Raw genomic sequence first — 12,217 nt, forward strand, 5'->3', positions numbered from 1 at the left:
GCGCCCGGGCGGAGCCCGGGCCGTCGAGGCGCTCAGCTCGGTGCGGGGCGGTGGAGATGATGTTGCTTGGCGGGATCTCTCCAGAGGGATCAGAAGGAGTGGTAGCGGGTGTGGATCCTGTGGAGAACGCCGTTCTGCCGCGTCACCATGCGGATCCGGTTGGGGGAACCGTGTGGACGCCCGCTCGTTCGGGGTGTGCGTCCGGTGTGGACGAGCCCTGGAGGCCCTCCCCCCGCTCTGCACAGGTTCGACCGGAGTTGTCCAGACTCGTCCCCGGATCCACCCCCCAGTTGTCCACATTCCTGTCCACAGGGCATATCCACACCCGTCGAAACCCGCGAGATCATGCGGTTTTCGGCTGTGGAGACCTGTGGATACGTGTGGGCCACCGAATGACATCCGTGTGATTCATCAGCCTGTGCGCCGTCGCCGTCCCCAGGGGTGTGGACGCGGCGTGAGCGGCCTGATTCCGCCATCCACAGGGGCGGAGGTTGTCCACAGCGGCGGGGGTTCTCCACAGAGTTGTCCACACCGGTGGACAATGTGGAAGAAGACTCGAGTCCCGGTCGAAGGTTCGAACCGGGACTCGAGGGTGGGACGGCGGGTGGCTCAGGCGCCGCGCTGTTTCCGCTTGATCTCGTTGGTGAGCTCGGTGACCTGGTTGTAGATCGTCCGCCGCTCGGCCATCAGCTCGCGGATCTTGCGGTCCGCGTGGATGACGGTGGTGTGGTCGCGACCGCCCAGGACCTGGCCGATCTTGGGCAGGGACATCTCGGTCAGCTCGCGCAGCAGGTACATGGCGATCTGCCGCGCCGTCACCAGCGTGCGGGTGCGGGACTTGCTGGTCAGCTCCTCGAGGGTGAGATTGAAGTACTCCCCCGTGGCGTGCAGGATCAGCTCCGGCGTGATCTCGTGCGCCGTCTCGTCCGTGATCAGGTCCTTGAGCACATGCTCGGCCAGCTCGATGTCCACGGTCTGCCGGTTGAGCGAGGCGAACGCGGTCACGCGGATCAGCGCGCCCTCGAGCTCGCGGATGTTCGTGGAGATGCGCGAGGCGATGTACTCCAGCGCCTCCGGCGGGGCCACGAGCCCCTCGGCCTCCGCCTTCTTCCGGAGGATCGCGATGCGCGTCTCGAGGTCCGGCGGCTGGATGTCCGTGATCAGCCCCCACTCGAAGCGGGAGCGCAGCCGGTCCTCGAACCCGGAGAGCTGCTTGGGCGGCAGGTCCGAGGTGATGACCACCTGCTTGTTGTTGTTGTAGAGCGTGTTGAAGGTGTGGAAGAACTCCTCGACCGTCGCCTCCTTGTCCGCCAGGAACTGGATGTCGTCGATCAGCAGGATGTCCACGTTGCGGTAGACCTGCTTGAACGAGGCGCCCTCGTCGTGGCGGATGGAGTTGATGAAGTCGTTGGTGAACTCCTCCGAGTTCACGTACCGCACCCGCAGGCCCGGGTAGAGGCGGCGGGCGTAGTGCCCGATCGCGTGCAGCAGGTGCGTCTTGCCCAGGCCGGACTCGCCGTAGATGAACAGCGGGTTGTACGCCTTCGCCGGCGCCTCGGCCACCGCGTTCGCGGCGGCGTGCGCGAACCGGTTGGACGAGCCGATCACGAACGTCTCGAAGTGGTAGCGGTCGTTGAGGCGGCTGGTCTCCGCGGACGTCGACGGCGGCGCGGGGGTCGGCTTGCCGTTCCCGTTCGAGGCCGCGTTCGCGGCGGGCACGACGTCGGCCGGCGGCTCGATGCGGAAGCCCGGCAGCTCCTCGGCGACGGCGCGGCGGGAGGTGGCGGCGGTCGCGGCCGGGGGCAGCTCGACGTCCGGCGCCGCGGCGTCGGACGGCCCGCCGGCGAGGGAGGAGCGGCGGGCCTCGGAGGAGGGGGTCCGCGGCGGCTGCAGGTTCGCATCGATCGAGATGGCCAGCAGGATCTCCTCGCGGAACTCCTTGGTCAGGGCGTCCGTGAGGGCGTCGGCCACCTGGGTGCCCTGGAGGGTCTCGCGGGTGGTCTCGTTCGGCACGGCCAGCAGGAGCGTGTTGCCGATGAGGCCCTGCGGCTGGGCCAGGTAGACGAAGCCCATGAGGCGGGCGCTGACCCGCGCGTCGTCCTCGAGGGAGCCCACGACGGAGCGCCACGAGCTGAGCACGGCCTGGTCTGCCACCACGGAGGCTTCCTTTCCTGGGACAGACGTCCCCGAGGACGGGGGCGGCTGCGCGAGACGGACGACGGTGCTCGGAGTCTAACGGTTGTCCACAGGGTTGTGCACAGACGGTGGACAACCCCTATCATCCTGTGGACGACCGTCCCGGGCGCCCACGGGCGTCCGGGATCCGCGCGCACCCGTTTGACCCCTGCGTACCCCGGCCACTAGAGTTGTCTGGTCCCCCGGGTGTCGGTTGATCGTGCCCGCCGGGGATTTCATGTCAGAGCCTCACCGGTCCTTCCCCCTGGTCCACCTGCTCAGGTCGACGGTCGAAGGCACACAACACGTCGTGGAGAGATCACAGTGACCAAGCGCACGTTCCAGCCCAACAACCGCCGTCGTGCCCGCAAGCACGGCTTCCGTGCCCGCATGCGCACCCGCGCCGGCCGCGCCATCCTGTCCGCTCGCCGCGGCAAGAACCGCGCCGAGCTGTCCGCCTGAGGACCTCGGTCCAGGGACGGCGCGCCCCGTGCTGCCCCGTGACCGTCGCGTCCGCACGCCCGCGGAGTTCCGTCACCTCGGTCGCACCGGCACCCGCGCGGGTCGGCGCACCGTCGTGGTGAGCGTCGCCACGGACCCCGATCAGACCCGGTCCACGTCGCCGAGCGCCCCTCGGCCGCGGGCCGGGTTCGTCGTGTCCAAGGCCGTGGGGAACGCGGTGACCCGCAACCGGGTGAAGCGGCGGCTGCGCGCCGTCGTCGCGGATCAGATGCGCCTGCCCCCGCTGCGCGACCTGCCGGTTCTGGTGCAGGTCCGCGCGCTGCCGGCCGCCGCCGAGGCGGACTACGCGCTGCTGCGCCGCGAGACCGTCGGCGCGCTCGGCAAGGCCCTGAAGCCGCACCTGCCCGCCGCCTCGGAGCACGCGTAGATGACCGTCACGCCCTCGCCCTTCGTCGTGCTCGAGCCCTCCCGTGAGTGGGGGCCGCTGCGCGCGCTGCCGTCCGCCCTGCTGGCGGGCCTGCTCACGGTCTATCGGGCCGTGGTCTCCCCGCTGTACGGACCCGTGTGCCGGTTCTTCCCCAGCTGCTCCGCCTACGGGCTGGAGGCCGTGCACGTGCACGGCGCGGTGAAGGGGTCGTGGCTCGCCGCGCGGCGCATCGGCCGGTGCCATCCCTGGAACGACGGCGGCGTGGACCCGGTCCCGCCCGGGCACCGACGCTGGCCGCCGGGCCGGCAGCCGCGCATCCTCGCCCTGAACCACCCTCCCATCCCACCTGATCTCCCGCAGGAGGATTGACCCCCATGTTCGAAGCCATCCTCTCCCCGTTCCGCTGGCTGATGTCCTGGCTGCTCGGGGCGTTCCACAGCATCCTGGAGTTCGCGGGCCTGCCCGCGGACTCCGGCTGGACGTGGGCCCTGTCCATCCTCCTGCTGGTGGTGCTCATCCGCACCCTGCTGATCCCGCTGTTCGTCAAGCAGATCAAGGCGCAGCGCGCCATGCAGGCCATCCAGCCCGAGCTGCAGAAGCTGCAGGCCAAGTACAAGGGCAAGAAGGACCAGCTCTCCCGCCAGGCCATGGCCATGGAGCAGCAGGCGCTCATGAAGGAGCACAAGGCGAACCCGTTCGCCGCCTGCCTGCCGCTGCTGATCCAGATGCCGTTCTTCTTCGCGCTGTACCAGGTGCTGATCGGCGCCCGCGGCGCGGCCGAGCGCGGCGAGGCCATGGACGCCCTGTCCGCGGACCAGATCCGCTCCTTCGAGGGCTCCACGATCTTCGGCGCCCGCATGTCGGACACCTTCATGAACTCGCTCGGCGCGCCGGGCAGCGGGCCCGTGATCGTCACGGCGATCGTGCTGATCCTGCTCATGTCGGGCTCGATGTTCTTCATGCAGAAGATGCTCATGACGAAGAACATGACGCAGCAGGCCCTCTCCGGCCCGATGATGCAGACGCAGCAGATCATGCTCTACGCCATGCCCCTGATCTTCGGCATCGGCGGCATCAACTTCCCCATCGGCGTGCTCCTGTACTGGACCTACTCCAACTTCTGGGCCGTCGGCCAGCAGTGGTGGATCATCCGCAACAACCCGACCCCGGGCTCCCTCGCCGAGAAGGAGCTCAACGAGCGCCGCGCCGCCAAGGGCCTGCCCCCCGTGGGCCAGAAGGTGTCGAACGCCGAGGCCACGCCCTCGTCCGCGCACACCCAGGCGGGCCGCGGCGGTGCCGTGCTGAACGGTGAGGTCGTCCGCCAGTCGGGTCAGCGCGTCCAGCCCCAGCGCAAGAACCGCAGGAGGAAGTGAGCATGTCCGCCGAGAACGTGACCCCGGCCCCCGAGGCCGAGGACGCCGTCGTCGAGACCCCCGCGGGCCAGGGCTCCCGCGTCGCGGAGCAGGACGATGCCGCCGTCTCGGAGGCGGTGCGCCGCCTCGAGGAGGAGGGCGACGTCGCCGCGGACTACGTCGAGGAGCTGCTCGACATCGCGGACCTGGACGGGGACATCGACATCGAGGTCCGCGACGGGCGCACGTACGTGTCCGTCGTCTCCGAGGACCACGACGAGCGCCTGGACGGCCTCGTCGGTCCCGACGGCCGCACCCTGGAGGCCCTGCAGGAGCTCGTCCGGCTGGCCGTGCTCGCCGCCACGGGGCACCGCTCCCGGCTGATCCTGGACGTCTGCGGGCACCGGGAGCGCCGCAACGTCGCCCTGCGCACCGCCGCCCAGGCGGCCGTCGAGCGCGTCCGCGCCGGCGAGGGTCCCGTGCACCTCGAGCCCATGGGCGCGTACGAGCGCAAGATCGTCCACGACGTCGTCGCGGACGCCGGCCTGACCTCCGAGTCGGAGGGCGAGGGCGCCCGCCGGCACGTGGTCATCTCCGCCGATGACTGAGCGGGGCTCGGCCTACGAGCGGCGCCCCGGGCTGGATCCGCGGGACCGGGGCGACCGTCCCGCACCCGTGGGACAGCCGGCACCGCCGCTGACCGATGCGCTGCGGCCGGCCGCCGTCGAGCTGTTCGGCGAGGCCCTCCCCCGGGCCGAGGCGTACGTGGCCCACCTGGCGGACACCGGCATCGAGTGGGGCCTGATCGGTCCGCGCGAGGCGCCCCGTCTCTGGGAGCGCCACGTCCTGAACTGCGCCGTGGTCGAGGAGCTCCTCCCGCAGGGTGCGCTCGTGGCCGACGTCGGCTCCGGTGCGGGCCTGCCCGGCCTGTGCCTCGCGCTCGCGCGCCCCGACTGCCAGTTCCTGCTCATCGAGCCGCTCGAGCGGCGCGTGGAGTGGCTGGACATGGTGGTCGCCGACCTCGGCCTGGAGAACGTGGACGTGATCCGCGGCCGCGCCGAGCAGGTCTCCGGGAACCTCGACGTCGACGTCGTGACCGCCCGCGCCGTGTCCGCGCTGAAGACCCTCGTGCCGCTGACCATGCCGATGCTGCAGGGCGCCGGGGAGCTGCTGGCCATCAAGGGCCGCTCCGCGGCCGACGAGATCGCCGCCGCCCGCAAGGTCCTGCGCAAGTATGGTGGTGCCGAGCCCGAGATCCTCACGGTGGGCGAGGGCCTGCTGCCCGAGACCACCACCGTCGTGCGCGTCAGCGCGCGTCCCCGCTGACCCCTCCCCCACCGGGACGGGACGGGCCGGGCGGCAGCAGATCCGCACACCCGCGACCCAGGAGGTAGAGCCGCATGGCGCAGGAGCAGGAGAGCCGGGGTGGGGCCTGGAGGGCCCTGCGCCAGAAGTGGACCGGCCGGACCGCCGAGAAGGGCGGCGCCGACGCCGAGGAGCCCGCGCGGCTCCAGCGGCGCCGTCTGACGCGCCCCGACCGCACCCGCGTGTTCACGACGTCCAACCAGAAGGGCGGCGTCGGCAAGACGACGACGACGGTCAACCTCGCCGCGGCCCTCGCCCGCGCGGGCATGCGGGTGATGGTGGTCGACATCGACCCGCAGGGCAATGCGTCCACCGCGCTGAACATCCCCCACACCGGAGACGTGGCCTCCGTGTACGACGTGCTCCTGGGCGAGATGGAGATCCAGGACGTCGTGCAGGACGCCCCGGACGTGGACGGCCTGCAGGTGGTGCCCGCGACGATCGACCTGGCCGGTGCCGAGATCGAGCTGGTCTCGCTGGTGGCCCGCGAACAGCGACTGTCTCGAGCGCTCGAGGCGTACACCGCCTGGCGCGAGGAGGACGGCCAGGAGCGGCTGGACTACGTGTTCATCGACTGCCCGCCGTCCCTGGGCCTGCTGACGGTCAACGCGTTCGTGGCGGCCGAGGAGGTGCTCATCCCGATCCAGGCCGAGTACTACGCCCTCGAGGGCCTCTCCCAGCTGCTCAAGAACGTGCAGATGATCCAGAAGCACCTGAATCCGCGCCTCCAGGTGAGCACCATCCTGCTGACGATGTTCGACGCGCGGACCAACCTCGCCGTGCAGGTGGCGGAGGAGGTCCGGACGCACTTCCCGGAGCAGCTGCTGAACACCGCGATCCCCCGCAACGTCCGCATCTCCGAGGCCCCCAGCTATCAGCAGACGGTGCTGACCTACGACCCGGCCTCGGCCGGCGCCGTGGCGTACCGGGAGGCGGCTGCAGAGATCGCCAGCCGCGGTGCCCCGGCCGTGAAGGGCTGACGCGCAGGCGACCCGCTGCTGCGGTCGCCGGATGGCGCTGCCGACGACGACGGAGCCCGCCGGAGGGAGCGATCCCCCGGCGGGCTTCGTCGTGAGTGAGTGCGGCCCGGGGGATGAGGGGTGAAAAGACAAGCGGAATCGCTGGGCATGGCGGACGGCCGTGTTTCACGTGAAACGGCCCTCTCTGAGGGTGCGCGCGTGGTGCCGCCGCGGCGGGACGATGGGGAGGGGTGCCCGTGGTCGACCGCTTCCGACAGACATGCCGCCCTCTCCTCCCCTGGGCCGAGCCCTCTGCCGCTCCGTCGTGGGCGGGGCGCATCTGTCGCCGGGCGTGGGGGTAGCAGGGGCGGCGACGCACGAAGTCACGGGGAGGACGGTTTTGCCCTGGAGCGGGACCGCGGCTGTGATGGCCGGCCGGCGGTGCACCGTGCGTTGAGGTGCGCCTCGGGAGCTGCGCGGTTCGTAGGGAACGTCCTGGCCGGCTGGTGCGGACGTGCAGGGCATGGCCCGTCCCTGCCCCTCAGGCGGGCTCGTGGCAGCCCCGAGAATGCAGCCGTCGAGCAGGCCGGGTGCCGTGGCTGGGTGCCCCCTCCCCCCACGTCAGACCTCCTCGCCGTCGGTGACGTGCAGGGAATCGGGGGCCAGAGCGGAGCTCGAGTCAGAGTGGCGTCGCGGGGGTGCGCGGCCGGTCTGTCAGTCAGCGTGTCCGAGAGGGCACGTGAGCGGCGAGGTGGTCTCCTGTGATTCGTCTGAGTTGGAGGGGCCGATTGGGGGCGCCTGAAGCTCAGTTCGGCTGTGCATTCCTGTGTGCGGAGAAAGAGAGCCTCCAGTGAGGAAGCGCGGTCGTGTGCCCCCAGTGTATACAGAGACAAGTGGTTGAGCTGGCCAACAAGCGTCTTGACGTGGTCACCAGCGAACGTCGATGTTGATATGTGGACAACATCTGTGGACAGTGTACGTCTAGGGTGTGCGGCCGTAGATGCCTCTGCGGTGCTGATGAGCCCTGCTCAGTCTCCTGTCGCGTCTGACGACTGGGCACGGGGACGGCGTGTGAATGGTGACTGCGGTGGAGGCCCCCCGGGAAGCCCGCGGCGGCTCCGTGCGGGATGGGGCGGGCCGTGTGGTTCTGTCTTGCAGCGACGTGGGAACCAGGGCGTCGAGTAATCGGCCGGTCGCCGGGGGTTTCACGTGAAACACGGTGGTTCCGCGCTCACCTAGCGTCGATCCCTGACCGCAGCTGTACGCGGATGGAGGCATTGAAGACCCAGTTTCCCCACGAGGCGGTCCTGAAACTTTGATGGGCGGCCTCAGCTGACAGGACGGATGGAGTCAGTGGGTGGGGTGGAGCGCCGGCCGCGTCACTGTACTGCCGCCCGTGACATCGGCGACCACATCGAGGAGTACTGTCAACGGCGGAAGTGGATGCTCGCTGCCCCGACATGCGACCCGCGACCCGGCGTTCCCTCCCAGCCGTTTCACGTGAAACTGAACGACCGGTGATCGGGGCTCACTAGATCGAGCCAGTACCATCAGCGACGCGGCAAGTCTGAACCTCTCAAGATATAGAGGACCCTGCGCACGCCGGCCTCGGGGTGCGACCCGCTGGTGGGCGAGCTTCCATGGATGAGCGCACGGTCGATTCTTCGAACGATACGTTTCACGTGAAACGAGCTTCGGGTGAAAGCGCCGTGCCGCGAGGTCACAATCCCAGGCGATCCAGGGAGCACACGATCCGTGCCGGGAGCGAGCTGACTGAGAATGGCGCAGGAATGTGGCACTGACTTGCGGGTGAGCGAGCACGTGGCCCACCCGAACTCATGTCGTACTTGGATGACAGACTCGTCCGTGTTTCACGTGAAACGCGGATGGTGAAGCAGCGTTCAATTCGTGAGCTGCGCGGGTGTGAGGAAGCACTGACGGCGAAGCGACGAGCAGGCCGAGCTCATCCGTTCGGCGATTCGAGTGTTCACATCACACCGAGGGGAAGTCGGACGAGTGCTTCGCTGCTGGTCCGCCATTGCGCGTCCGATGAAGCACATCATCATGCGGGTAGCCAGCGATCTGAGTACCGTCCGCACGGAGGGCTGATCGGCCCGGGAATACATGAAAAACAAACTGAACAACCGTGATTCTGATACCGCCCGCTCGTCGTCGCGGGCTCGCGTTTCATGTGAAACGAGTGAACCTCGAGAGGGAACATGAGGAGGTCTTGAGGATTGCAGCGGCACCCTTCCGAAGCGCCCCCACTCGGAGTGTTCCACGTGAAACACTCACGCTCGCGGCAGGTGCTGTCCGCGCGCCCGCATCCTGCCATCCGAGCCCAATGCGGACGTCTCACCCCAGAACCGAGGCCCGAACCTCGCCGCGCCCCTTGCACGTGTCAGGCCCTCGCGCGCCCCCCGGCGGTCAGGGCCAGAGCACCTTGAGAAGTGTCTTCCCGCCGCCCGGGACCATCGAGACCAGGCCGCTCACCTACACTGATCGCAGACCCACTCACTGCAGGAGGACCCGTTGAAGACGAGCCGTCGAGGAGGCCTGGGGCGAGGCCTCGGCGCCCTGATCCAGAGCACTGTAGAAGCCCCGGAAGAGAACGCCGAGGCCTCCTCCCCGAGGGACTCTGCGGTGCCGGTGAAGAGCGGCCCGAAGGCTGCCGCGGCAGCGGAGGCCACCACGACATCGACGCGGAGCACCGCGACGACCGAGACGCCAGGGGAGTCCAACGAGCCCGCCCCGTCGGCCTCGCAGCGAAAGACCGCGGGCCGAACGACACAGGCCGGGAAATCAACGGCTGCGACTGGCCGGAACGCCACGTCCGCCACGAAGGCAGGGCCCACCTCGTCGAAGCGTGCCTCGCGACCCGCGCAGCGTCCCGTCGACGTGTTCTTCTCCGCAGACTCCGAGGATGCACCCGCGGCGCGGCCGACCAAGGGGCGTCCGGCCATGCCGACGGTGAAGGCGCCCAGCAAGCGTGCCACCTCCGCGACGTCGTCGAGGAAGGAACCGGCGGACTCGACCGCGGACCCCGTCGCGACCGAGGGGACCGTGTCCGCGGACATCGCGGTCCTGCGGGAGATCCCGGTGGGGGACATCCACCCCAACCCGCGGCAGCCGCGTGAGGTGTTCGACGAGGACCACATGGCGGAACTGGTCACCTCGATCCGCGAGGTCGGCATCCTGCAGCCGATCGTCGTGCGCGAGGTGGACGGCCCCACCCCCTATGAGCTGATCATGGGCGAGCGCCGGTGGCGCGCCACCCAGAAGGCCGGCCTGGACACCATCCCGGCGATCGTCCGCCAGACTCCGGACCAGGACCTCCTGCGGGACGCCCTGCTGGAGAACCTGCACCGCTCCCAGCTGAACCCGCTCGAAGAGGCCGCCGCCTACCAGCAGCTCATGGAGGACTTCGCCTGCACGCAGGAAGAGCTCTCCCAGCGCATCGGCCGTTCCCGTCCGCAGATCTCCAACACGCTGCGCCTGCTCAAGCTGCCGCCCCTCGTGCAGCGCCGCGTCGCCGCCGGCACGCTCTCGGCCGGTCATGCTCGCGCGCTGCTCGGTCTCACGGACCCGTCGGACATGGAGCGTCTGGCGCAGCGGATCCAGTCGGAGGGCTTGTCCGTCCGGGCCACCGAGGAGGCTGTCGCACAGTTGCAGGGCGGCCTCCGGCCGGGCCGCACGCCGCGGCGCAGCACGGACGACGCCCGCCACGAGCGCCTGGACCACTACGCCACCGCGCTCACCAGCCGCCTGGACACCGCCGTGAAGATCACCCTCGGCGCGCGCAAGGGCCGCATCGCCATCGACTTCACCACCGTGGAGGACCTGAACCGCATCATGGACCTCATTCAGGACGGCGAGGACGGCAAGGGGAAGGGCAAGAAGTCCTGATCCGGACCTCCCGCGGACGGCGTCCACGGGCACCCGCCGCTGGTCCTGAAGATCGACGCGCGACGGCCCCGCCACCCTCTCGGGTGGCGGGGCCGTCGTGGTGAGTGGGGGAGGGGCTCAGCCGAGCAGGGCCGAGAACTCCTTCTCCAGCGCGGCCTTGGGCTTGGCGCCCACGGACTCGACGACCTTCTCGCCGTTCTGGAAGCCCACGACGAGCGGGATGGAGGTGACGCCGTAGCGCGCGGCGATGGCCGGGTTCTCGTCCACGTTGAGCTTGGCGATCACGGCCTTGCCCTCGTGCTCCACGGCCATGTCCTCCAGGACGGGCCCGAGCATGCGGCACGGGCCGCACCACTCGGCCCAGAAGTCCACGAGGACGGGCAGCTCGGACTGGAGGACCTTCTGGTCGAAGTCGGCGTCGGTGACGGTGATGGTGCTCATGGCAGCCTCCTGGGGGTTGTTCTGTGTCTGACGGGGGTGGACAGGGGTGTTATCGACATGACTCATGACGCTCGGTCAGGGGTGATGAGTCAGTGGCTCATGCCGGAACCGCGTCCGACTCCGGGCCGGCCGGCGCGGCCTCCTCCACGTCGGCCACGGTCGCGAGGTAGTGCTCCACGTCCTGGGCGGCCACGCAGCCCGAGCCGGCGGCGGTGATGGCCTGGCGGTAGGTGTGGTCCGTGACGTCGCCGGCGGCGAAGACGCCCGGCTGGGAGGTCCGCGAGGACGGATGGTCGATGCGGATGGTGCCGTGCTCCGTGAGCTCCACCTGGCCCTGCACCAGGTCCGTGCGCGGGTCCTGGCCGATGGCCACGAACAGGCCGGTCACGTCCAGCGTGGACGCCTCGCCGGTGCGGGTGTCCCGCAGGCGGAGGGTGTTGACCTTGTCGTCACCCGTCACCTCCGTGACCTCGGTGTTCCAGCGGAACTCGATCTTCTCGTTCTCCATGGCACGGTGGGCCATCACCTTGGAGGCGCGCAGCTCGTCCTTGCGGACCAGCACGGTCACCTTGGACGCGAACTTCGTGAGGAACAGGGCCTCCTCCATGGCGGAGTCGCCGCCGCCCACGACCGCGATCTCCTGCTCGCGGAAGAAGAAGCCGTCGCACGTGGCGCACCAGCTGACGCCGTGGCCGGAGAGGCGCTCCTCGCCGGGAACGCCGAGCTTCCGGTAGGCGGAGCCGGTCGTGAGGATGACCGCGTGGGTGCGCAGCTGGGTGCCGTCGCCGAGTGTGAGCACCTTGGGGTTCGACGTCAGGTCGGCCTGCACGACGTCGTCGTAGACCACCTCCGTGTTGAACCGGCGGGCCTGGGCCTCGAGGTTCGCCATCAGCTCGGGCCCCTGCACACCCTCCGGGAAGCCCGGGAAGTTCTCCACCTCGGTGGTGTTCATCAGCTCGCCGCCCGCGGTCACCGCCCCGGCCACCAGGACCGGGGAGAGCTCGGCGCGGGCGGTGTAGATCGCCGCGGTGTATCCGGCGGGGCCGGATCCGACGATCACGACGTTGTGGACGCTCTGGTCCTGGGCGGTGGGGGCCACGGGTTCCTCCAGTGGATCGGGGTGGTGGACG

The 12,217-nt window shown here is 69.7% G+C and carries 11 protein-coding genes; 8 read left to right on the plus strand and 3 right to left on the minus strand.

Features of this window, described 5'->3' with window-relative positions; genetic code table 11:
* Positions 1 to 609 precede the first annotated feature (609 nt).
* Positions 610 to 2,157: a chromosomal replication initiator protein DnaA gene (gene dnaA, locus ABIB16_RS09370; protein ID WP_095353492.1), complete on the minus strand. Its 1,548-nt coding sequence runs from the start codon at positions 2,155 to 2,157 to the stop codon at positions 610 to 612.
* Between the two features lie 342 nt (positions 2,158 to 2,499).
* Between dnaA and rpmH the strand changes: the two genes are divergently transcribed.
* The 8 genes from rpmH (at position 2,500) to ABIB16_RS09410 (ending at position 10,646) form a co-directional block, all read left to right on the plus strand.
* The gene (rpmH, locus tag ABIB16_RS09375) at positions 2,500 to 2,637 is read left to right on the plus strand and encodes a 50S ribosomal protein L34 (protein ID WP_002856443.1); all 138 of its coding nucleotides are present in this window, start codon (positions 2,500 to 2,502) and stop codon (positions 2,635 to 2,637) included.
* A gap of 28 nt (positions 2,638 to 2,665) precedes the next feature.
* The gene (rnpA, locus tag ABIB16_RS09380) at positions 2,666 to 3,064 is read left to right on the plus strand and encodes a ribonuclease P protein component (RefSeq protein WP_002856442.1); all 399 of its coding nucleotides are present in this window, start codon (positions 2,666 to 2,668) and stop codon (positions 3,062 to 3,064) included.
* Positions 3,065 to 3,433, plus strand: a complete 369-nt coding sequence (gene yidD / locus ABIB16_RS09385) for a membrane protein insertion efficiency factor YidD (RefSeq protein WP_002856440.1) — start codon at positions 3,065 to 3,067, stop codon at positions 3,431 to 3,433.
* Positions 3,434 to 3,438: 5 nt separating this feature from the next.
* Positions 3,439 to 4,437 carry a membrane protein insertase YidC gene (yidC, locus tag ABIB16_RS09390; protein ID WP_010079777.1) on the plus strand — a complete coding sequence of 333 codons (999 nt, stop codon included), beginning with the start codon at positions 3,439 to 3,441 and terminating at the stop codon, positions 4,435 to 4,437.
* A 2-nt stretch (positions 4,438 to 4,439) separates the two neighbouring features.
* Positions 4,440 to 5,024, plus strand: coding sequence for a Jag family protein (locus ABIB16_RS09395; RefSeq protein WP_049145024.1), 585 nt, complete (start codon positions 4,440 to 4,442; stop codon positions 5,022 to 5,024).
* The gene (rsmG, locus tag ABIB16_RS09400) at positions 5,017 to 5,742 is read left to right on the plus strand and encodes a 16S rRNA (guanine(527)-N(7))-methyltransferase RsmG (protein WP_095353493.1); all 726 of its coding nucleotides are present in this window, start codon (positions 5,017 to 5,019) and stop codon (positions 5,740 to 5,742) included. The genes ABIB16_RS09395 and rsmG overlap by 8 nt, the downstream gene beginning before the upstream one ends.
* Positions 5,743 to 5,816: 74 nt before the next feature.
* Positions 5,817 to 6,761 carry a ParA family protein gene (locus ABIB16_RS09405; protein ID WP_036384450.1) on the plus strand — a complete coding sequence of 315 codons (945 nt, stop codon included), beginning with the start codon at positions 5,817 to 5,819 and terminating at the stop codon, positions 6,759 to 6,761.
* Positions 6,762 to 9,272: 2,511 nt separating this feature from the next.
* Positions 9,273 to 10,646 carry a ParB/RepB/Spo0J family partition protein gene (locus ABIB16_RS09410; protein WP_081097781.1) on the plus strand — a complete coding sequence of 458 codons (1,374 nt, stop codon included), beginning with the start codon at positions 9,273 to 9,275 and terminating at the stop codon, positions 10,644 to 10,646.
* A 117-nt stretch (positions 10,647 to 10,763) separates the two neighbouring features.
* Here ABIB16_RS09410 and trxA read toward each other — a convergent pair whose 3' ends face one another.
* The gene (gene trxA, locus ABIB16_RS09415; RefSeq protein ID WP_002857810.1) at positions 10,764 to 11,153 is read right to left on the minus strand and encodes a thioredoxin; all 390 of its coding nucleotides are present in this window, start codon (positions 11,151 to 11,153) and stop codon (positions 10,764 to 10,766) included.
* A 31-nt stretch (positions 11,154 to 11,184) separates the two neighbouring features.
* A complete protein-coding gene (gene trxB, locus ABIB16_RS09420; protein ID WP_044659947.1) occupies positions 11,185 to 12,186 on the minus strand; it encodes a thioredoxin-disulfide reductase in 1,002 nt (333 codons plus the stop codon).
* Positions 12,187 to 12,217: the final 31 nt, after the last annotated feature.

The sequence above is a fragment of the Micrococcus sp. UYEF5 genome (assembly GCF_040546065.1).
Taxonomy (GTDB): Bacteria; Actinomycetota; Actinomycetes; order Actinomycetales; family Micrococcaceae; genus Micrococcus; species Micrococcus luteus.